This window comes from Hydrogenophaga sp. 70-12 (assembly GCF_001897365.1).
GTDB lineage: Bacteria > Pseudomonadota > Gammaproteobacteria > Burkholderiales > Burkholderiaceae_C > Hydrogenophaga > Hydrogenophaga borbori.
In genome coordinates this window covers 1-21,761 of record NZ_MKSS01000076.1, presented here as the reverse complement: position 1 = coordinate 21,761, position 21,761 = coordinate 1, and the positions used below count along the sequence as shown (strand labels likewise).

15 protein-coding genes and 1 tRNA gene are annotated in these 21,761 nt (G+C 63.4%); 3 read left to right on the top strand and 13 right to left on the bottom strand.

The genetic code is table 11. The features are described 5' to 3' along the window. Nucleotides 1-7 precede the first annotated feature (7 nt). From BGO22_RS04905 to BGO22_RS04880, 6 genes are all read right to left on the bottom strand, one after another. Nucleotides 8-1,336 (bottom strand): hypothetical protein, encoded by a 1,329-nt coding sequence (locus BGO22_RS04905; RefSeq protein ID WP_286849443.1) that lies wholly within the window; start codon nt 1,334-1,336, stop codon nt 8-10. Nucleotides 1,337-1,672: 336 nt separating this feature from the next. Then, nucleotides 1,673-4,810 carry a helicase-related protein gene (locus tag BGO22_RS04900; protein WP_286849441.1) on the bottom strand — a complete coding sequence of 1,046 codons (3,138 nt, stop codon included), beginning with the start codon at nt 4,808-4,810 and terminating at the stop codon, nt 1,673-1,675. Between the two features lie 58 nt (nt 4,811-4,868). After that, a complete protein-coding gene (locus BGO22_RS04895) occupies nt 4,869-5,600 on the bottom strand; it encodes a hypothetical protein (protein ID WP_286849440.1) in 732 nt (243 codons plus the stop codon). After that, nucleotides 5,597-10,741 (bottom strand): DNA methyltransferase family protein, encoded by a 5,145-nt coding sequence (locus BGO22_RS04890; RefSeq protein WP_286849438.1) that lies wholly within the window; start codon nt 10,739-10,741, stop codon nt 5,597-5,599. The genes BGO22_RS04895 and BGO22_RS04890 overlap by 4 nt, the downstream gene beginning before the upstream one ends. A 2-nt stretch (nt 10,742-10,743) precedes the next feature. Further along, nucleotides 10,744-13,470 (bottom strand): DEAD/DEAH box helicase, encoded by a 2,727-nt coding sequence (locus BGO22_RS04885; RefSeq protein WP_286849410.1) that lies wholly within the window; start codon nt 13,468-13,470, stop codon nt 10,744-10,746. Between the two features lie 300 nt (nt 13,471-13,770). Next, on the bottom strand, nt 13,771-13,971 hold the full coding sequence (locus BGO22_RS04880) for a type II toxin -antitoxin system TacA 1-like antitoxin (RefSeq protein WP_286849408.1): 201 nt from the start codon (nt 13,969-13,971) through the stop codon (nt 13,771-13,773). A gap of 594 nt (nt 13,972-14,565) precedes the next feature. Here BGO22_RS04880 and BGO22_RS04875 point away from each other — a divergent pair. The 3 genes from BGO22_RS04875 to BGO22_RS04870 all read left to right on the top strand — a co-directional run bounded on the left by BGO22_RS04875 (nt 14,566) and on the right by BGO22_RS04870 (nt 17,404). Continuing rightward, the gene (locus BGO22_RS04875) at nt 14,566-16,569 is read left to right on the top strand and encodes a hypothetical protein (RefSeq protein ID WP_286849406.1); all 2,004 of its coding nucleotides are present in this window, start codon (nt 14,566-14,568) and stop codon (nt 16,567-16,569) included. A 37-nt stretch (nt 16,570-16,606) separates the two neighbouring features. Next, the gene (locus BGO22_RS22405; protein ID WP_353744341.1) at nt 16,607-16,852 is read left to right on the top strand and encodes a helix-turn-helix transcriptional regulator; all 246 of its coding nucleotides are present in this window, start codon (nt 16,607-16,609) and stop codon (nt 16,850-16,852) included. Between the two features lie 345 nt (nt 16,853-17,197). Then, entirely contained in the window at nt 17,198-17,404 is a 207-nt protein-coding gene (locus tag BGO22_RS04870; protein ID WP_286849404.1) for a hypothetical protein, read from the top strand. Nucleotides 17,405-17,519: 115 nt separating this feature from the next. Here the strand turns inward: BGO22_RS04870 and BGO22_RS04865 are convergent, their stop codons facing one another. The 7 genes from BGO22_RS04865 to BGO22_RS04840 form a co-directional block, all read right to left on the bottom strand. Next, a complete protein-coding gene (locus tag BGO22_RS04865; RefSeq protein ID WP_286849401.1) occupies nt 17,520-17,702 on the bottom strand; it encodes a hypothetical protein in 183 nt (60 codons plus the stop codon). Between the two features lie 20 nt (nt 17,703-17,722). Next, on the bottom strand, nt 17,723-18,244 hold the full coding sequence (locus BGO22_RS04860; protein ID WP_286849399.1) for an HAD domain-containing protein: 522 nt from the start codon (nt 18,242-18,244) through the stop codon (nt 17,723-17,725). Further along, on the bottom strand, nt 18,241-18,669 hold the full coding sequence (locus tag BGO22_RS22400; protein ID WP_353744340.1) for an HAD domain-containing protein: 429 nt from the start codon (nt 18,667-18,669) through the stop codon (nt 18,241-18,243). The genes BGO22_RS04860 and BGO22_RS22400 overlap by 4 nt, the downstream gene beginning before the upstream one ends. Nucleotides 18,670-18,952: 283 nt before the next feature. Further along, nucleotides 18,953-19,435 carry a hypothetical protein gene (locus tag BGO22_RS04855; protein WP_286849397.1) on the bottom strand — a complete coding sequence of 161 codons (483 nt, stop codon included), beginning with the start codon at nt 19,433-19,435 and terminating at the stop codon, nt 18,953-18,955. Beyond that, a complete protein-coding gene (locus tag BGO22_RS04850) occupies nt 19,432-20,808 on the bottom strand; it encodes a tyrosine-type recombinase/integrase (protein ID WP_286849395.1) in 1,377 nt (458 codons plus the stop codon). Before BGO22_RS04850 ends, BGO22_RS04855 begins: the two co-directional genes overlap by 4 nt. Nucleotides 20,809-21,201: 393 nt before the next feature. Next, nucleotides 21,202-21,277: transfer RNA gene (locus tag BGO22_RS04845), tRNA-Phe, on the bottom strand. A gap of 38 nt (nt 21,278-21,315) precedes the next feature. Continuing rightward, nucleotides 21,316-21,761 (bottom strand): helix-turn-helix domain-containing protein (locus tag BGO22_RS04840; protein ID WP_286849394.1); only part of this gene is annotated, 446 nt, incomplete at its 5' end.

Here is a 21,761-nt window from a genome sequence, read left to right as displayed (position 1 = left end):
TGCCCCGTCAGCAGACAGACTTGTCCACTGGCGATGTTGTCAAATCGTTCTGTCTCTCCGCCGTCACCACCGGCTTCAGCGCGGCGACCCTTTCGAATGCGCCAAGGTTCAGCTGGCTCAATCCGTACGCCACTGAAAGGCGGTCGTAGTCAGCGCTGGACACACCGGGCGCCACCATGTTGGTGGGCAAAGCAAGCTCGCGCGGCTTGGCGCTGAGCCATGTGCAGTTCGGAGTCTTCTGAAGGGTTGTTTTGAGCGCCGCATAGAAAGAGTGACGGGCGCCACCGCCGCATAGGAAAAACGGCATGTCCTTCACATCGTCCTGCGTCAGTAGCTTCTGCTTCCACGCCCCGTAGAGCACGCGCCCAGCGACCTGGTCGCGCACCTGAAATCGGAACTGGTCATCGGGCGAAAGAGCCCCCCCTTCGAGAGTCACTCCAACGCCCTTGACGTAGTTGCTGTAATGCTCCGGATAGCGGCCTCGATATTCGGTTGGGACCCTGAGCCGCTCGAGTTCATCCATCAGCACCAGTATCCGAGCGGCAGTGTTCGCATTGGAGGCATTCAGGGCTTCGCGAGCCGCGCCCAGCTGCGAAAGCCACCAGTCCACCCGACGCCGATTGAGGTTCGCTGCTCCGAGCAGCTCGACCGTGTGCGTGAAGAATGAGAACGAGACAGTCCCGCCGCGGTCCTTCTGAACGTGAAACAGGGACGAATCGACCGTCCCCGCTCCTACGTCCACAAGCAGATAGATGTTGGGTTGCCGCACGTCGAAGTGCGACGAACTCACAAACCCATGCACCTGGGCCGAGAGCTCGGCCATGGGCCGCACTTCCAACTCGTCGCCCACGTCCAGTTGCTCCCGCCGTGCCCAAGCCGCCTCGGCCGCGCTCACACCAACGGCCCCGGCCTTACCCGCCAGGAACCACGCAACCTTGGCCAGCTGCTCGTAGTGCCGTCTGAAGCTTGCCGACGCTGCGTGGTCGGCGGGTTGCCCCAATGCCAGCGTCCACAGGATGTCCGCGCGAAGGTACTGCTCTCGCTTGGCCTGGAACAACCAGGCCCGTGCGCTTCGAATGACTAGCGCCAAGAACGCGCACACCCTTGCGCAACTGGATGAATCGTCCAGCCGCGCCAGCATCGCCAGCTTCAGGTCTGCATGTCGCTCCCCCTCCCCCGAAAGCGCATACATGCCGTCCCCGGACTCGACCAAGGCAGACGGCAACAGGTAGCTGCTCACGCCAACGGAGTCGATGAACGGCACGGCGTAGGCTGCATTCATCGCCCTGTCAGCAACAACGACCTTTGTCGAGGAGGTCCCGAAGTCGAGGCCCATTACGAGTTCCCTCGTCGGCCCTGCCACGGCCTTCGCAGGCGCAAGCCTCGTTCCGAGCGCACTGTCTCGCGGCGTCGGCTGGGCTACAGCAGAGTCGTCAGGCTTCCAGCCCAGGCCGAGACGGTCCGAGACCGTCAGCCGTACCGCGGCCGGTGGTGGGGGTGGTGGTGCCGGCGCTTTGCGTCCGCCCATGGCAAAGATTTCCGCGTACTTTTCCCGTGGCAATGGGAGCGGGTCTTCCTTCAGCCGGTACCCGTCGCCCTGTCGCATGCGGCTGGCTTTGCGCGACTTGCTTGGGCCTCTGCTGTTGTTCATTGCCTCCCCCTTGCTGGTTAGTCAGGACACCCGGATAACGCCGGACGACACATCCTTCTGTCGCGGGTCGAGCGCCTCCCGCTGTCGATTGGCCAACTTCCGCTCTTCGTACTTCTGCTCAAGCTGGCGCAGCTTCGTTCGCTCCATGCCCAACAGGCCCTTGTGACGGGGGTTTGTCGAGGACTGGTAGCGGGCAATGCGCTCCTCGGCCTCACGCCGTCGGCGCTTCAAGTCTGCGTCGAGCGCTGCGTTCATCTCGCGGACTCGGTCTCGGTTCTCGCGCAGTTGTGCCGACTTGCTGGCGTCGAAGTGCTCCTCCACGCTTGCGCGGCAATCATCCTGCAGCGCTGCTGCCTGCGCGTGGTCAACCACGTTCTTCGCGGCCGCCTGCCAGTCAACACCGTGGATGGCGGCCGCATTCACCAAAGCCTCCGCCGCATCGGGGTCAAGCGCCTGCCCCGTCGCCAGGTCCCGCGCCTCGTACACCAAGCGCTCGACGTCGCGCGGACCGGAAAACGTCCAGCGAAGCACGGCATACACATACGTGCCCCCGGCCAGCTCAGGGACGCGACTCTGCGACAGCTCGACGGCGGAGGTAGGGAAGTAGCCCTCCTGCAAGCTGCGCGCCCGCTGCTGCTCCGACACGAAGCGCACCAGCGGATGGTCCTGAGTCACCTTCTCCACATCGCGCGTCACCGAGCCAGCCTGGTTGTCGAACCACAGCGTCTTCGGCCGGTTGTCCAAGATGGTGGTTCGTCCCAGCAGCTTGGCCTCGGCAAGGAAGGCGCCAAACGCGACTCGTCCATCGACCGACAGTTCGACCCGGCCCTTGCGGACCGGCTCGTCGCTGACGATGACGCGCGAACCCGGGAACGCACTCTCCACGCAGTCCTTGACGAAGTGGTACAGGTCATCGCCGCGGATGTAGCGGCCCAGGTCCATGGCCGCCTTGGCCTTGTTCTGGATGAAGTCGCCGTGGCCCAACAGCTCCACGGCCCGTGCGTTGAGCTGCTCCTCCGAGCGCCGAAGGTTCTCCAGCGCCAGCGCAGCGTCTCCGATGCGCCGCAGTTCATCCTCCGGCGTGCGGCGATGCGACAAGAGGTCAATGGTGAGACGCCGCACCTCGGCGCCGAGCAGCTCCTCCATGTTGCCCAGCGCCTGCCTGAAGATGTTCAGGCGTTCCAGCAGGCGCTCGTACACCCGCTCATCGAGCGTGTCCTCGTACACCAGGTTCCAAATCAAAATCTTGGCTTCGGTCTGCCCGATGCGGTCGATACGGCCAATCCGCTGCTCGATGCGCGCCGGATTCCATGGCAAGTCGTAGTTCACGACCAAGCTCGAGAACTGCAGGTCGACGCCTTCCGACGCCACCTCCGACGACAACAGGATGGGCACCTCGTCATCGTTCTCGAACGACCGCAAGACCTCGACCTTCTCCATGCCACCGTGGAGCACCAGCGACCGAACACCGGCCTCCGTCAGCCGGCGCGCCAGGTAGTACAAGGTGTTCCGGTAGAAGGCGAACAGCACCACCTTCTTGCCGGGGTTCTCCTGCCAGTACCCCCTAAGGCTCTTCAACAGCATGTCGAACTTGCTGTCCTCAGCGGCCAGCTGCTCATAGTCTCCGCAGCGCCGCGCTATCGAGGTGAGGATGGCAATCAACTCACCGGAGCGCTGCTGCGTGCTTGGTGCAGGCGCCGGGTCTTGCTCCACCGATTCGCCCTCCAGTTCGGTCACGGTCTCCAGCGTCTCGAACGCCTGCTCGTCCATGCGACGCCGCCAGCCCTGGCACGCCGCGGCCATGCAGCTGGACATCTGCCGTTGCGGGATGGTCAGCAGGAACCCCTCCGCCATGTCCGACGACTCGCAGTACTCGCGAACTGATTCCGTGACGCCGTCATAGAACGCCCGCTCGGCCTGGCTCATCGCCACGCGCAAAGTGCGCGGCTCGCGCGTCACCCGCAGCTCGTCCACGTCGCGCTTGAGCGTGCGCGTGATGACCTTCGCGCGAGGGTTCAGGCGGTCCAGCAACTCGGCATAGTCGGCCCGGGTGCGCACGGTGCGCAGGTCGTCGTCGGTTGGCAGGTTGTTCAGCAGATGCTCGACCTGCTCGCTGTCCTCGAACCATCGAAGAGCAACGGCCTCTTGCAACGCGGCCTTGAACTCCTCCTGAGTCACGGGCGGCTCGTGCTTCAGCCGGTCCCGCAGCGCGACGATGGGCGCATTCGCCTGCACCGAGAGGTCGTAGGTCCACTCCATCGGGAACGCGTCTTCGTCCAGCAGGTGCAGCAGGTTGAAGAGGTCCGTGCTCCGCATCTGGATGGGGGTGGCTGACAGCAGCGCCAGTCCATCCGTCACCGGTCGCAGCAGCGCGGCGAACCGGTGAGTCTGCGTGTCCCTGTTGCGCAGGTAGTGCGCCTCGTCCACCACCACCAGGTCGAGCAGCGGCTCGTCATCGCCCGCCTCCTGGAGAAACCGCGCCAACTTCGCCGCCGCGCTCTGTGACGGTGATTGCTCCGAGTTCCAACCGCTCGGCGGCCGCATCCCCTGCATGCTCGCCACCAGGGCGAACTCCTCGGTGCGGTCAGCCTTTGCCTTGGCCAGGTGGTCGAGTAGCTCCCCGGCATCGACGATTTGCGCCTTGACGCCGAAGCGGTTGGAGAGCTCGGCGCACCACTTCTCCCTCAGCATGGCCGGGCACACCACCAAGAGGCGTCGCGCGTCCTGCCGGGCCCGCAGCTCCGTCCAAATCAAACCCGCCTCGATGGTCTTGCCCAGGCCCACCTCGTCTGCAATCACGATGCCGCGGCTGGGCGAATCGAGGAACTGCAGCACCGGCTTGAACTGGTAGGGCAGGAACTTCGTGTTCGTCGTATTGAGGCTGTAAATCAGGTTGGCCAGCTTGCCGCTCAAGCGGGCGAGCGTGATGGCACCCCGCAGATGCGAAGCCCCGCCATAGCGGCCCTGCTGCATCAGCAGGTAGGGGTCCGTGGTCTCGGTCTCGACGCGCTCGAGCGAGCTCGCCAGGACGGGCTCGACGCCATCCGGGAACGCCACCACCAGCCGCAGGCGGCGCCCTTCGCCGGTGGGCGGGTCGCTGGTCAGCACGCCGATGCGACTCGGGTTGTCGATGAGGCGGACGCGGTCACCGGGGTTCATCGCGGCATCGCCTCATGGAGCTGGGATTCGGTCAGCAGCGGCATGCGGTTCGCTCCCATCACTTCTTGCGCTTGCGCTCGGGCGCCGGAGGCGCCGGCCTCCACCCCAAGGCCTGCTCGACCTGCGCCCAAAGCCCGTTCAGCAAATGCCGTTCGCCCTCGGCCTGCACACCTGTTCGCAGGTCGTCCAACGGGTACCAGCGCTTGTCGCGGTCTTGGTAGAAGACCCGGGTGTAGACGTTGCCGGTGTTCGAGATGCGGTGCTTCTCGTGGGCCTGCGACAACCTCGTGAAGGCGTGGTTCAGGCTGATGGCGTGCGGTGGGTCGAAACCCGCAGGCATCCGCACCGTGCTGCCGTGCAGCTCGCAGCGCTCGAGGCCCTTGAGCTTGAGCCACAAGCCGCCCGGTTCGGGCACAGCGTCGAGCGTCGGTTCGTCGGCCTTCTTCCTGGCCGGGCCGAGCCAGACGCGCACGAAGCGCGTGGTGCCGGGCGGCACCTTCAGCGGGCGCGGGTCGGGCCAATCGCCGGTGGGGCGGCCGTTCGTCTCGCGGTCGCTGAGTGCGACCAGCAGCTCCGTGCCCTCTTCGAGAATCTTGACCGTCAGCTCCTGCGTGACCCGCTGGCGGAACCGTTCGTCGGTGATGCGGTCCGCGTTGACCGTCAGCTCGCCCAGCGTGCCTTCCTTCACCGGCACATCGCCGCCGTAGAAGAACTCCCAGCGCTCGCCCACGCGCTTGACGGGCACGGTGACTTTGGCGGTCCAGTCCGGGTCGAAGTAGGAGCCGCTCATGCTGCGGCCGCCTCTTGCTGCTGCGCTTCGAAGAACGCCCACGCGATGCGGTAGTCGTCCTCGCGGTTCGCGCGGGCGAAGGGGGCGACGTAGCGGCGCTCTACAGTGCGCGGGCCACCCGGCAGCGTGTCGTCGGTCACCCACTGGGTGATGACAGTGCCGTCGGGCACCTTGGGCTGGCCGCCCTCAGGCGTGGCGGCGTATTCCCACAGGTCTTCCCAGCCGAAGTTGCCTTCGCGCGACTTGCCGTTGGGCGGGGCGATGCGGGTCTTGGGTGTCTTGGCAGCGCCCTTACGCGGCAGGCCGACGCCAACCAGGCCCTTGCTGTTGGTGAAGACGATGCGGCCGTTAATGTCGTACCAGGTGTCGCGCTCGTAGCCCTGCATCACGGGGAACTGCACGCGGTAGACGAGCAGCAGTTCGTCCAGCGTCAGGCCCAAGGCCCGGGCCACCAGCACGTCGATTTCCAGCAGCGCCATGCGACGGGCATAGTCGCTTCGCAAGGCGCAGTGGCGCGTCCATGTACCGGTGAGGTTGCTCCAGAAGTCCTGCGGCAGGCGTGGGTTGCCGGGCTGGCTCCACAGTTGCTCGGCGAAAGCGAGGTCGTAGACCGACTCCCATAGAGGTACGTAGTGGGTGGTCAGACAGTTCAGAGCGAGGAAGCGGCCTGCCATTGCTGGCGAGTACTGGACGTAGGGCAACTGGAGCCAAGTTCCATGCAAGTTGCTGCGCCCCATGGACTTGATGTACCAGTCCGCCACAAGCGAACTGGTCATGCTTCCTGCGACACACAAGTCGGCCGAACGTCGAAACACCGCTGACTGAACGCCGTGGATGTGGGCGCAACCAGGCGGTGCTACGGCTCCCGTCAGCGTTCTCTCTGAGGCCGAGCCAATCATGGCTCGAAACACGAGCCGGAAGTAGTCTGTCACCGGTCGCGCCGCAGCCTCTGCCTCGTCGGACCAGCTCACCCGCGGCGTTCGCTTCAAGTACTCGACCCTGTCGGCCATGGGCTGGTAGTTGGAGCGCGGCAGGTAGTCGACGGGTAGTGTCTCCAGGTCGGGCTTTTCGTATGCCCGATGGGTATTGCAGACCCTCATCGGTGTTTGGTGAAACGGGTTCGCTACGAAGAAGTGTGGACCGGATAGCACCAAGCCTTCAGGCGAAGTGGCAAAACCGCCGTCGTTCGTCGGTCGGCGAGCAACTGTGCCGTCCTGCTGCTGCATGGTCTCGTGCCACATCTCGGTGGAGACGTAGTCTTCTCCGATGTCCGCGAGACGGCGCGGCCAAGCGGCAAGTTTGTTCAATACGCTGGCCAGCGCGCCAGCGTGCAACGCAGGCAGGCGCGCATGCATCGGTGGTGTGCCGGGAGGGTCGTACAGCAGCGCAAGTGTTGCCAGCATCTTGGCGTCCACCTTCACGATGCGGTCGCTATGCCCAGTCGTATTCCACTCGCCGTCGTGAGTCTTGATACCTCCCGCTTCCCCCGTACCATCGTGCTGATAGCAGCTGTCAACGGTTGTCGGCGTGAGGAGATTTGCAATCTGGTCGAAACGAACAGCGGTTCCTGGCGCGCCATAGACGTTCACGCTGAACTTGTTTCTATGGCCAATAGGGAAAAGCTTGAGTTCGTTCTGAAACTGAAACCGTCGCCGCAGCCGTGGATACAGCTCACTGCGCATACCCCCTCCTTGGGGGTCCTCGTATGGCCCCTCCGGATGCAGCAAACCGCCCACACCCCGAAGACCGTTCAGACCCCAGGCCAAGGGCAAAAAGCACTTGTACAGGTTGGTCTGAACGCCCTTGAGCAGCGGCGAGTTCTGCACCGCATTCAGGAAGTTTTGAGTGCCCTCCGCTTCTTGGAGCTCATCGGTCCATGCCGCCTGAAGGCTCGGATACTGTTCAAAGGCCGCGCGACGCCTATTTGCAAGTTCGGTAGCACTGAAACCGCGTATCGCGAACAACGGGTTGTACTCGCCTAGAACGCCACCTTCGTTCCACTCCACCTTTAGCCAGGGTGGATTGCCGAGAATCAAGTCGAACCCGCCGCGCGTAACCAGTACGTCGGCAAAGCAAAGCTCCCAATGCATGAACCGCCGCCTTGACGCGATGGCTTCTACTACAGGGATGCGCGGAAAGGCGTCGCGCAGCTTGCCGATTCGCAGTTGGCCGAAGCGGTCATGCAGCCGCGGCCCTTCCGCCGCTTGCTGCAACGGCAGCTGGGTCTCGAAGCCAGCGAACGTGGCCTGCACCTCAGGCACCAGCGGCACTAGCGGTTCGTCGCTGGTTACCTGCAGGTCCAGCGCCGACTGCGGTGCGATGTCCACCACGTTGCCTTCGAGAATGGCCCCCACCTCCAGCCACCAGGCCTCGCGGCTGGGCAGGTGCTCGCTCTGGGTGATGGGCCAGAACCATAGCGCGCACCAATAGTCCATCACCAGCTTCAGCCGGCGGAAGGGCGTGGCGAGGTCGCCGTCTTCGTTCAGCAGGCCCTGACGGCGAATAGCCTCCTTCTGCGCACGGGACAGCGGCGCGTGCTCGTCGCCCGCGTCCGCACCGCCCTTGGCCTTGCGGTGGGGCCACACATCCAGCGGGTCCTCGGTGCGGGCGCGGTCACGCGCCAAGGCCTGGGTGTGCTCTTGCCACAGCTCCTGCACTTTGGCACTAAGCTGCTGCAGGCGGGCGACCTCGTGGTTGGCCAGCGGGGCGTTGAAGGCCCGGCGCCAAGCCTTCAGGCGCTCGAAGTGCTCGGAGTAGAGCTTCTTGGCATCCTTGTCGGCATAGTCAGCCATGCCCGGGTCGGGCAGCAGGAAGTGCCAGATGTCGCTGGCGCCGAGCGGCGCATCCGCCGTCACGCGGCGTGGCGGCTCCTCATGCCAGGCGGGCTTGGCGCCCCTGACGACGCTGGTGGCGGGGTAGACCTGCCGGCGCGCGCCAATGAGACTGTTGCCGGCGAAGAGCTGGTAGCCGAACCAGGGCACGCGGGCGGGCCGGAGCGGCAGCGGGTTTCCTTGACTGTCCTGCGTGGGCTCGCCGTAGATGGCGTTGAGCCAAAGCGACACCTCGGCTAACTCCACCGCCACGGGGTTCAGGTCCACGCCGAACACGTTGCGGTCGGCCAGCACCATGCGCACCTTCTGCAGTTCCTGCGGGTACTCGTCGTGCGGGATGCGCCGCCCTTCTTCGGCCTGCTTGCGCTCGAGGTAGGCGTCAGCCAGTTGGTTGACGGCTTCGTTCAGGAACGCAGCGCTGCCCATCGCCGGCTCGCAGACGGTGAGCGTGAGTATGTCGTCGGCCTTCTTCACGCGGCCGTTCTCGGGCGCCAGCAACTCCTTCAGCGCGTACTTCACCAGGCACTGCGTCAGCACCTGCGGGGTGTAGTAGCTGGCGCTCTTCTGCCGGTCGCGCCCGGCCAGGCGGTAGATGAAGCTGCCCTTGATGTACTTCCGCAAAGCGCGGTGGCCGTTTTCGTCGATGTCGTAGACGCGCTCGTCCTCGCGGTATTCGGCCAGGCGGCCGGCAGGCACGAACCAGGCGTTCTCCAGCTTGTCGGCTTCACTGTTCTGCGCGCCGCCACCGCGGCGGCCTGATGTGGCGGGTTTGGCCTCGTCGCCCTCGTCGTCGGGGCCATCGTCGTCGTCGCCTTCATCGGCGTCGGCCGCGGCCGCGCGCCCCTTCTTCGGCGCCGGCTTCACCTCGTACAGGTCGTCGGCGGCGAAGAAGCCGCGGTAGCTGAGCAGCGCCTCGTACACAGCGCCCAACTGGTTGATGGACAGCAGCTGGTAGCTGACGCGGCCACTGCGCCGGCCACGGCCGTTGCCACGCGACAGAGACATCAGCCTGATGACGCGCTGCCACAGGTGGTTGGGGAAGCGCACCTTGGCCAGCAGCGGCAGCGCGGCGTCGTCGAACAGGCGGCTGTCCAGCGGGGCCAGCGCAAACACCTCCTTGGCGCCAGCGACGGTTTCGCTGAGCTGCTGCGTAGCGGGGCCGAGCCCGCAGCCTTCGGCCACCAGCTTGAACAGGCGGCGCAGCGTGGCGTCGAAGTAGCCGCCGTCGCGGGCCTGCGGGCTGCTGAGGGGCTGCAGCTCCAGGTCGCGCAGGCTCTCGAGGCTGTAGCCTTTGAGGTAGACCTCGCTGCGGGCGATGGGCACATAGCCCAGTTCGGGCCGCGCCTCTATGTAGAACATGAACAGCAGCCGGTACACCAGGCGAAGGCATTCCAGGCTGAGCTGGGCCGGGTCCAGCTTGTACTGGCCCGAGTAGACGCTCTTCTTGCTGCCGCTGGCCTGCTCGTCGAGCTGGCGAGCGGCTTCGTTGCCCAGCAGCTCGATGGCCTCACGCAGCGCGTACTTCAGGTCTTCGCTGACGCCGAAGGCGTGCTTGTGCGCGTTCTCGTCCAGGCTCTCGAGCAGGCTGCTGCCTTCGCCCGGGGCCAGGCAGTCCTTGTGCAGCAGCGCGGCGCAGGCCTTGAGGGTGTCGGCGTCCTTGCGGTCGAGGATGTCGGCCCAGTCGAAGCGCAGCGCGCGGTTGTTGGGCCACTTGTAGCGGTCCAGCAGCAGCCAGTGGTCCAGGCCGAGCAGCAGCACGTAGCGCGGGGGCTGCTCGGCGCCGAAGACGGCGTCGGAGAGCAGCTCGGCCCAGGTCTCGCGCTGCATGGCGGGCGGCACGGCCTGCCCGCCGAGGTGCAGGCTTTGCAGGCGGTGGTCGAGCAGGTCTTCGTTCTCCGCACCGGGCTGGTAGGCCGGAACGATGGCCAGGCGCGGCAGCTGCAGCTGCCACAGCGGCACGGGCAGGCCTGGCACCAGCTCGTGCACCGCGGGCGCCTTGGGCGGCGTGGCGTAGCCGAGGGCCTGCAACAGGCCAGTTTGCAGCTGAGTGAACAGCTGCCAGCGCTCAGCGTCGTCGTGCCCACGCGCGACCTGGCCACGCAGGCTGAACCACTTCTGCGCCCAGCCTTGCAGGCGCTTGTAAGGCGCGCGGAAGGCGTCGTCGCCGGGGTGCTCGGACTCGGTGGCCTCCCAGGCGTCGAGGCGGGCCTTGATGTCACCCTTGAAGACCTCGGCCAGGTAGTGGTGGCTGTAGAACTCGTTCTCGTTGGCGATGCCCGTGAAGGGCTGGACGGCGTCGAGGACAGGCATGGTCAGGCGGCGGCGCTGGGGTGGCACACTGCCGCGAGCACCTGAATCCAGGGCTGGGGCTCGGTGGTCAGGGAGTCGTGCACCCACTGACGGTATTCGTCAAAGACGCGGCTGATTTGCTGGCTGCGCTGTTCGTAACGGCCGCGCTTCACGGTTTCGAGCTGGTTCTCCAAGGCCAGCTTCAACTGCTCTAGCTGTCGCCCCTGCAGGCGCTTCAGGTCTTTCAAGGTGCCATCCAGCCGCTCGGCCAGGCGCGCGGAGAACGCCGCCTGCTGCTGGAGCATGTGGGCGTGCATCGACTGCGCGGCCTGCGCAAGGGCCTGCTGAAGGCGCTGCGTGGCCTGTTCGAGCCCCGGCAGGTGGCCGCGGTTGGGCAGCTTGCCGGCCTTGAGGCCGGCGCGGGCCGCGAAGGTGTCGAAGGCCTCCAGCGCGAACGGGCCAGCAGCGCCGCGGCGTGTGGCCACACGCCAGTCCACGAGCAGCGGCTGGCCCTTGCGGTTGGGCACCAGGCTCATGAGGATGAAGGCCTGTTCGTCGGGCTGCAGGTGCGGGCTCTGCAGCAGCGGTGCGCTGTGCCGCTTGACCATGGACATCACCCGGTCGCCCAGCCATTCCACGATGGGGTGCTGCGGCCACAAGTAGTGCAACTGCGGCCAGGTGTCGTCTTCGGCCTTGGCTTGCCGGGCTGTTTCAATGGCCTGGGCTATGCGCGCCGGGTCTGCACACAGTGAGTAGTAGGCGTTCTCGGCCTGCACCTCGCGCGGCAGCTGGCGCAAGCGTTCCTGCAGGTCACGCGGGGCCGTGAGGGCGATGATTCGTTCGACGTCGTGGGCCGTCCACTCGCACAGCTTGTCGCCGAGGTTCAGCTGCGTCAGCGCGGTCTTTGCATAGTGGTAGTCGCTCTCGAACAGCGAGCCGGGCTCGTCGATGTGAGCCAGGCTGCTCTCCGGGGCCGCTGGCGCCGCCTCGCCACCGAACAGCTGCATAAGGAAGTCGCCATCCTCTTCGCCCTTGCTGGCGGCCTCCGCGTCGAGCGCGGCCTCTATCTGCTCCGGCGTCATGCCGTCGGCCAGAAAGCCGGTGAGCTTCTCGTCTTCCTTTTCGGGGTCGTAGACGTTCAGGAACGCCGACGGGTCGCCCAGGTTCAGGTAAGCCTGCTGGTCCTTGCGCTGCAGGATTTCGTAGGTACGCAGGTCGCCCTTGATGCGCTCGGTCTGCGCCTCGGTGAAGAGGTAGACGATGTGCGGCTGGTGCTTCTGGCCGTAGCGGTCCACACGGCCGTTGCGCTGCTGGAAGACCATCAGCGAAAACGGCAGGTCGAAGTGAACGAGCCGGTGGCAGAAGTAGTGCAGGTTCAAGCCCTCGCTGGCCACGTCGGAACACAGCAGGATGCGGATGGGGTCTTCCAGGCGGCCGAAGCGCTCGACGATGGCCTGCTGCTCGGTGTCGGTCATGCCGGCGCCGTGAAGCACCTCCAGTTGGCCCGGCTTGAGCTTCAGGTCGGCGGTAAGCTGACGCTTGAGCCACTCTAGAGTCTCGATGCGCTCGGAGAAGATGACCAGGCGGTCGTTGGCGTCGTTGGGCTGCCACGCGAACTCTGACGAGCGCAGGAGGATGAGCAGGCGTTGGTAGCGGCTGAAGTGCTTGGCGGTGGGGTCTTGCACCAGCGGCGTGAGCGCATCCCGCAGCACCTCCAGGCCTGCCACTTCGGATTGCTCGTCGGCGCTGGCGTTCGGCTTGGCCGAGAGCAACTCGATGCGCCTCTCGGTGGACTTCAGCGCCGCAGCTGGGCTGGAGAACAGCGCCTTCTGCATGCCCACGCGTTGCAGTTCCTGCTGCTTACCGGCCTTGTGTTGGCCAGCCTGCGTGAACGCGACATCGAGCAGCGCACGGTACGCCTCTTCCTCCAACTGGGAAGCCGGCTCGGTCAGGCGGGTGGTCTTGCGCTCCTGGAAGTCGGCGGCAACCTGGTCCTTGATATCCTTCTTGAAGCGCCGAATGACCAGGCCCTTGTTGCGGAAGTCGTCCGGGGTGTAGTCGTCGGGGTCGGAGATGGCCGTCGGGTCGAGCAGCGTCATCAACGACGCGAAGCTGCGGGCCGAGCCGTCGTGCGGCGTGGCAGACAGCAGGATGAGTGTGTCGGAGCGGGTTGCCAGCAACTTGGCCAGCCGGGCGCGGCGCGACAGGCCGGTGTCCGCGGCCCGTGCCGCCACGTTGTGGCACTCGTCAATGACGATGACGTCCCACCAAGCGTTCTCGAGGTAGTTGCGGTACTCGAGGTTGCTCTTGAGGGTGTCGACCGAGATGATGCTGCGGTCGAAATGATTGAACGGGTTGTGGTTGGCCGGGATGCGGTTTCGCACGCGGGCCAGGCCCACCGAGTCCAGCCGCGTCAGCGGAATCGAAAAGCGGCTCCACCACTCTTTCTGGAACTGGGTGAGCATGGCCTTCTGGGTGACGACCAGGATGCGCTTGCCGCGGCCGCGCTGAATGAGCTCGGTGGCCAGGATGCCGGCTTCCAACGTCTTGCCCAGGCCGACCGCGTCGGCAATCAGGATGCGTGAACGCGGCTGTTTGAGCGCTTGCAGAGCCGGGTCTAGCTGGTAGGGCACCACGTTCATCACGCCGCGGTGACCGAGGTGAATTTTCTCGTCGTTGGCGACGCTGCGGCGGCGCATGCTCTCCAGGTAGAGGAGCGCGGCGTTGTAGGCGGGGCTGGTGTCCGGCACCAACTTTGTATCGCCTGGGTCGAGAACCTCTATCCGGTCTTCTAACTCAGTGAGGAATAGCGCATCGCGCCCCCGAACCAGGTCGGAAATACCGTCACACGTAAGCAGCCAGCCGCCATCGGTCGAAGGGACGACGCGGCGGATGAGCCATTCTTCGTCGCGGATGACGGCGCGAGCACCAGGAGCAAACGACAGCATGCCCCGAAACTCAACGAGCTATTGCGTAGTCGGGCGACGGATGCTCAACCACACAGGCGGCACCGCACAGCACAAAACCGGTAGAACGCTTTCGCAAATGCATCACTTCTCCCTCTTCCGCCGTTGCGGCCTTGTCGCATCCGATTGATTTCCTGCGTATATCTGGTGCTCATCACAGTGATTGCGCACCAAAACTTCAACGAAGTTCGCCAAAGTCCTGTGTTCTCTCTCGGCAGCCAGACGCACAAGCTCTTTGAGGTCGGACGTAACCCGAATGTTTAGCGTTTCGGTCTTGCGCTTCATCGCCTAGTCATGCCGTTTGGTGCTGCAAATGTAACGCGTTTGCGAAGTACCGGATAGGCACAGGCTAATTCCAATCCGCAAGGCTTCATTGCGATTCGGCAAGGCACTTCTCACTCTCTCTCCCAGGAGAAAGGCCTAACTTTTGGACGATGGTGGAAGTGGGGAGATTGGGCAAACCACCCCCCACCCGACCGAAGTCGTAGAGCGTGGTTGCCTTCGACCTGGACGCATGGAGCCAGCGTATCGAAAGGGCATGGCGGACGCGTACGGACGCCGCCATCAGACCAGACTATTCGGAGCCCGGACGCCCCGCCACTCACCCTCTAGTCGTACCACCCAGGTGTCGTGCTCGAGTTCCGCTGCACGCAAGGACCGGTCGCGGCGTATTGAACCCCCTCCTCCGGTCTCTTGGTCTAGAGCACGACGTTTATATCTGCCTGCCGCTACGTGTGATGCGGCGAGCTGCACGCATCGCTGAAACGCGGTTGCTACACGTAGTTCAACTAACTACTAGACGCCTTGCTCGCGGGTCGCATAACGGAATTCGTCCCCTCTGCTTTGGGAGCAGATGCTCCACAGGAGAGGAAAAAGGACATGAAAATCAACCACTTAGGAAAACTCCGTTATTCAGTAACGGGCACATCAAACGACGTCATCCCAACATTCTTCCCACAAGCAACAGCGTCACTGACCGTGACTATGTCTGCTACATACAAACAACTCATCGAACATCATCTGGCTCGTGTCCGCAGCGAATCCTCTTCGTCTCTCACAGAGCAGATTGCTCGCAACCATCTGACGGCGCTGCGCGGTTTCATGCAGCACCTGGGCTTGCATGAAACCTCACCCGTTGGACCGGAAATGGCGGCCGAACACATTGTCGAAGTCAAGCGCCACCTCAACGCCATCGACATTAGCGAACGCTCAAAAGCCGACCGGCGAAGCTTGCTGAACGCTTGGCGAACCTCCTTCGAACTCATGGGCGCGGCGCCCTCGCTCACTGTCCGCGGACGTGAACGCCGGTTCGCCGCGGCCGAGGTCCCGTCCGCGACGCCATTCGAAAAGGGTCTGCGTGACGCTCTGCGCCATGCAGGACTGACCCCCAAGCGGGCAGCGATTGAAGCGGGCGTCAGCCCATCGGCATTGGGTCGGTGGGCCCGCGGAGCGCTCCCTAACCTACGCTCGACGGCCACTTTGCGCAGACTCGAGGCTACTCTGACATTGCCCGAAGGCCATCTGTCTGCGCTTCTCACGCGAACGCTCCAGCAGATGGCACCCGAACGCCCCATCGAGTACCGCGCGCGTCACAAGACGAGATGCTCAGACGTCTATCAACTCAAAGTTTCTGAGCTGAGTCCTGAATTTTTGCAGGAATGGCAAAGCTTGTTGCGGCACAAAACTGATATCGGGGGCGCCGGCAGGAAGCGGCTTGGAGCCAGTCGCTGGACTGCAAGTGGAAGCGATACGACCGTAGGTGCAATCGCAGGTATCACGACAGTCAATGGACATCACTTTGCCAGCGCAGGCGTGCTATGGCATCACGTTCGTCCGTACTACGGATTTCTTCGTCTTCCTGTCAACGAAGGCGGTTGGGGGCTAGAGACACATCAGCTTCAAACCCTTGCGTGGCTCGCAGTTCCTGAAGCGCTTGACGCGTATCTGACATTTCAAACCCAGCGCTCAAACGGCCTCAGACACACCGGTCACGCTGTTTTTTGCGCATCGGTAGCTTCACTCCTTTACCCCAAGCGCGGCTTTCTCTCTCAAATTGCGCAGATTCCGAGTCGGCTTCCGGCCATTGCGACGCAAGACCGCACCTGGGACGAGCTCTGTGAAGCAGCGCGTGACACGGTTCTGGAATGGAAGGTAGCCTGCACGGACATTTCACGTCATCCGGAGGAACCCATTCGTTTCCTCCTCGAACAAGAAGAACCCATGGCGCCGGTGTTCTCGGCGATGAGCCGGATTCGCGACATAGGCAATGCTGCGCCGTCGGGAAGCCGGGCTGAAGCTGTTGCTCGCCGCGACGAACTGCTCCTCGGAATGCTGATGTCGAACCCCTTGCGTCGCAAAAATCTCATTGCGCTCACGTGGCATGAGGACAATTCCGGCAATGTGTACCAAGCACAAAGCGGACAGTGGAGGCTCCGCCTCCCGCGCACAGACTTCAAAAACGGAAGGGGCCGTTCGCAACGAGCGAAGACATACGACGTGAGCATTGCACCGTGGCTCCACGAGCTGCTCGCCGACTACGTTCATAGATTTCGACCGATTTTGGCCGGGGACGGTACTGGGAGCCACTTGTTTCTCTCCAGAAACGGGTGGCCACTAAGTGCCATGACACACTGCGTTCTTGACCTGACAAGGGCTCACATTCCGGGATGCGGCGGTTTCGGGCCGCACGCATTTCGCCATCTTGTCGCTACAGATTGGCTGCGGCGAAATCCTCATGACTTTCTCACGGTGGCTGAGCTGCTGAACGACAGTCTCCCAGTGGTCATGAAAACGTACGCACATCTGAAGCAAGAGACTGCGCTCGCTCGACACTCGGACCAGCTGCAAGCGCTGCTCCCTTCTTATCTCAGGCGTTCTAAATAAAACTGGTGATTACACGAGGCTCCATCAAGGAGCTTTCGTGAAGAACCAATCCCCAGCTACTACGACCAATGCAGTTTCGCGCCCCATCAGCCTCTCGTCGCTCTTGAACAAAGAGTCCCTTTCGCAACGCCTAGGTGTCTCGGTCAGAACACTCGAAGGCTTGGTCGCCGAGGGGGAGTTCCCTCCTGGCGTTCGGATTGGCCGCTATCTCTATTGGACCGAGGCCGCTGTCGACGCGTGGCACGAGCGCATATTCTCGCTACAGCTCAACTGGCGCCCTTGACTTCGCGTACTGGCTCATGCCTTCCGCTATCAGCTCTGCCGTTGACAGCGGCGAGCGCTAGGGTCACTACGCAATGAGTCTTCAGTTTCCGAGGCTGCTGGCCGGCTTCCGAGTACTGCCGCCAGTGCGCCCGAGACACGAATTACGGTGAATTATTCTGCTCAGAATAATTCACCGTAACAGCCAGCAGGCTGAGCGACGCTGTTCGTGCGCTCCACAGTTTGAGGCCCGATGCGGAACAGTGTGTAGCACGCGGGGTTGAGTATGAGCGATGTAGAACGCGGGCCAAGGCTGACTAAAACACCGTTGCTACATGAGACTCCACCAACTACCAACCGAATCGAAATGCTGTACTACAAAGACGTTGTTCTGCCCTCCAAGCCCGAAAAGGGGCGCATGCTTGATGACCTCGGGAACTTGACCGAGTCTGCAGGAGCTGCAAGCGCAGGAGAGATGGGGTTTGCGCTCATCGCGAAGGCCATCGTGGAAGAGGCCTGGCGTCTTGATGAGAGGCTGCGTCTGCAACTCAAGACGATGCTAGACACTGCTTGACAGGTCTGCTGAGCACGAATGGCCTTGCTCCCTCGCAAGGCCATTCTTTTTTTGGGCCAGTCGCGAATCTGTGCGCAGACTCGGATTTAAGCTGACAGTGCGACCGTGGCGCGACTCACTGCTTCCCGGATTCGTCTGGCGGGATGTCCTGGTGTCGACCGGCGGGATGGGCCTTGCGTTCAATGAAGTCGGCGGCTGCGTTCAGCCACCGAGGTACGGCGTCTGCGGTGAGCGACCCCACGATTGCCACGGCCGCGACAACCGCGAGGGTGTACAGGATGGCGTGAAACAGGTCCATGCGGTCAGTATGCCCACTATTCATCGTTCACGGTGCATCTGGTCGAGCGCACGCGCAATTGTGTCTGCAGCACCTGGTGCGCTGATACCGAGGCGCTCGTCAGTGATGACAACGTTTGAGCGAAGCTCCGCCGGCCACCCTTCGTCGACGTCGTCCAAGGCAAGCCAGGCTCGGGGGCATCTACGAAGAACGTCTTCGTGCACCTGCACACCACGGGGCTTGTCCAGAAACTCGGCGAGGGCCATCCGGCTATGGAACGTCGCGCCGACTACACGCTCCCGAAGCCCTGCGGGCAATCGCTTCGCTGAACCGTAGCACCCATACTGTCGCACCCAGCTCGTGCTCAATACGATGCGCAGCTCGGGATATGGGGCCAGCAACTCCTCGAGCAGCGGCGCGTGTTCGAAGAGTTCGAAGCTAGGCAGCCCAGCGTACGCACCGCGGCGCGGGTGCCACAAGACATGCTCATGATGTAGCACGCCATCGAAATCCAAGTAAAGAACGACCTCTCCGTATCCCCGCGGGTACCTTCGAGTGCTCATTTCATTGTGGACGTGCGAACCAGCCAATCGCGCAACTGGCTTTGGACCCGAGGGTCGGAAACACCAAGCGCTGGGTCACAGAGTAGAAGGTTGAGCCGACCTTGACTGAATTCTTTTCCGTCATCGTCGAGGACCAAGTGATGCGCCACGGTTGATGCGTTCGCTTGCAGCACAGTCTCGATTGCCAACTCACGCGGCATCCGGGGTGCACTGCCAGCAAAGCGAGGGCCCAGCTCTCCAAGTAAGGCTCGGAGCTCAACGTCGCTGTACTCGTAACGCCAAGTCGAGTGCACGACAACGCCGACGTCTTGAGCTTCTTGGAGCAAGGTCACAAGATGCGGCAACCAACAGAACCTGCTTCGCGAGCCGGTCGAGTCGTCGAGCGGATGGAGCACACCATCAAAATCGAGAAAAACCAGTCTCACGACGCACCTGTGTTTGACTGCGCCATCGCATTCCGATGGCGCAGGGAGCTCAGTACCACGTGCCCATACGACTTTCGGTGGGCATGGTGTATTGTACTACTATTTTATTACACTGGCTGTGCAGATTACTGCACAGCCAGTGTTTGGGTTCTGCGCCGCGCGGCCCGAGTCAGCGCTCATCGGGTTCACGAGGCGCGCCCCTCGTCGACACCGGGATTCGTGCTCGCCAGCGGCGCAACCCGACTCCAGGTGCGGCAGCACAAGCGCAGGCATGCGCTCGCGCCTAGCCCGTGCCGTCGGGCGAGCCCATCTCAGCGTCAATCTCACGCCTCCACTGTTCAACCTCATGTGCAAGCGGCGGCTCGGATGCCCGCAAGAGACGTTGCGCGAGCTGCGACTCGACCCGCGCTTGACGAATATCCAGATACTCGTCCCGGCGATGCAGTTTGTAGGCGCGGTTCTGCAACCGCTGCAACAGCCATTCAAGGCGCTGCATACGCTCCAGCGCTTCTTCGACCAAGACCGCCTGCTGAGAAACTGCACGCAAAACGTCTGGCGTCACCATTGCGAACACGCGCGCAGGAAGCGTCAGAACCTCACCCACCGCGTAGATGCCGCACGGCGTGGCGCCGCTCTCTTGCTCCAGCAGCAAAGCCCACACAGGCTCGGGCTCAGCGTCTTGCAATGCCCAACGCCATCGGCCCCCGCCCTGGCTCAACAGAAACGCGTACAGATGCGGCAACTGCCAGTTGATGACCTCACTCATGCAGCCCTCCGCGTGTCGTCGTCGTTTTGGGCAGGACCAGTTGACGGCGGCCCGGAGAACCCAGTATGCCCAGTGGCTGCCGCAAGTGCGGCAGCCACTGCATTTGCGACGAACTCTTCAAGTGCTCCCTCGGACAGCCCTGGCGGAGCAATACTGCGCGCGTGCTCGAGGGCAGCGGTCGTAGCGGCCTTGAGCTGGGCTAAGCGCTTCGCACCTTCGCTGCGCATGACGTTCACGACGTCGTCGGCTTTTACGTTGACGTAGCGCCCGACCATCGAATCGGTCTTATGACCGGTGAGTGCTTTCACGATGGCCATGTTCCCTGTCGCCAGGGCCATGCGCGTTGCGGCAGTGTGGCGCAAATCGTGAATACGGATATCTTCAATGCCTGCTCGCTCACATGCCCGTCGAAATCCAGCCTTCAGCGCTTCGTACGACGCGCCCACGATGCGCTGAGCGGCATCTCCCGGCCCGAGCTGACGCAAGGCCTCGAGAGCGCGAGGCGACAGTGGCACATCGCGCGCGCCATCTTTCCCGTCCGAGAGATGGAGTACCTCTCGCGTCCAGTCCACATCGCCCCAGGTGGCGTGGAGAATGGGTTCGCTCACGCGCATCGCAGTCTCGCGAAGCAACACGATGACAGGCGCAAGCATGCGATTGCCAGACGACTCCAGCGCCTCGTCGAGCTTTTGCTCTTCGTGCATTGACAGAACGCGCTCTCGTCCCGGGTCCACCTTGGGCATCTTCAACCCGTTGGCAGGGTTCTCGTTCGAGTGGTCCCAATGCCAGGCCCGGCGCGCGTAATTGAAGAAGCTTCGCAGCAGTGCGCGCTCAAGTGCAATAGTCGCTCCGGACAGCCCATCCTCGCGAAGCGCGTCCACCAAGCGCTGCACGTCCAGCCGCTTGATGTCCGCTGCAGCCCCTTGCGCGAGCACTTGGCGAATCTTGTCGGAACCGGCAGTCTTCGTCATCTGTGCACGTCGGTGCGCAACGAGCCCACGCGGAATGCGTCTGGGCGTCTCGTCGCTCAGCCTGACCTCAAAATAAAGCCCGGACTGCGCGTCAGAGACTGGCGAGACCTCGAGCAAAGGCACACCAGCCGCAGCCAAGTACTTGTTGATGCGACGACATTCTTGAGCACCGCCCTTTAGACGCGGCAGGTGCTCCAGCCCATACTGCTGCAGGGCTTGAGCAAGCGTGGTGCGGTGTGGGCCCAGGTGCAGGGGCTTACCGACTTTGTCGATGTGCGCCATGCGCTCTCGCACTTCGGCCTCGGCTGCCGCCTTGGACGGGTGGCCTGAGACGTAGATGTCGGCGCCCTTGTGGCGTTTGCGCATGCACCAGCCGGCGCCCTCGCGATATGGTTTAGCCATGGCGCACCTCCGTAGAGGTAGGGGCAGAGCGCAGCGGTGTGCGGAATTCGTTCAATCCTGCGCCGTGCGGCGCAAGGGTTTGCAGTGCTTTGCTTTTCATCAGCAACTCCTAAGTGGTGGAGCTGCGTGTAGTCACCGCCTTTTTATCCGCCCGGCTTTAGACGCTTTACGACGCCTTGTCTGCCAACCTGGGGCCTTCTCATGCGGTCCAACATCTGACGAGCCAGATGCGCAATCAAGCGCAACGATTCGCCAACGTTTGTCAGACGTTCGCTCTCGAGTGCCGACACTCCTGTCAGAACCTGCGTCAGAAACAACGTCAGAAAAGCAAAAAGGCGACCAACAATGTTGGCCGCCTTTTTTGCTAGCCCTTGTAAATCAAGGGCTTATGACTGGTGGCCTGGGGCGGAATCGAACCACCGACACGCGGATTTTCAATCCGCTGCTCTACCAACTGAGCTACCGGGCCTTGGGAAGCCCAGGAGTATAGCAGCTTGGCGGTGGCCCTCAGCCCAAACCGCTGCGCTTGGCGCGGGCCAGGTCCACGCCCAGCTGCTTGAGCTTGCGGTAGAGGTGGGTGCGCTCCAGGCCGGTCTTCTCGGCCACGCGCGTCATGGAGCCGGACTCCTTGGCCAGGTGGTACTCGAAGTAGGCCTTCTCGAACTCGTCGCGCGCCTCGCGCAGCGGGCTGTCGAGGTTGAAGGTCTGCTGGGCCTGCGGGCCCATGGGCAGCGTGGGCATGAGGCCGTTGCCGTTCACCGGGGCCACCCCGTTGACGTGGTGGTGGGTCATGGCCTCTTCGACCGTGACCTCCAGGCCCACCAGGCGCGGCGGCACCAACGCGGCGCCGCCGGGCGCGGCCTTGGGCACCTTGTTCAGGCCCTGGTCCACGGCCTTGAGCAGCTTCTGCAGCGTGATCGGCTTTTCAAGGAAGGCCGAGGCGCCGATGCGCG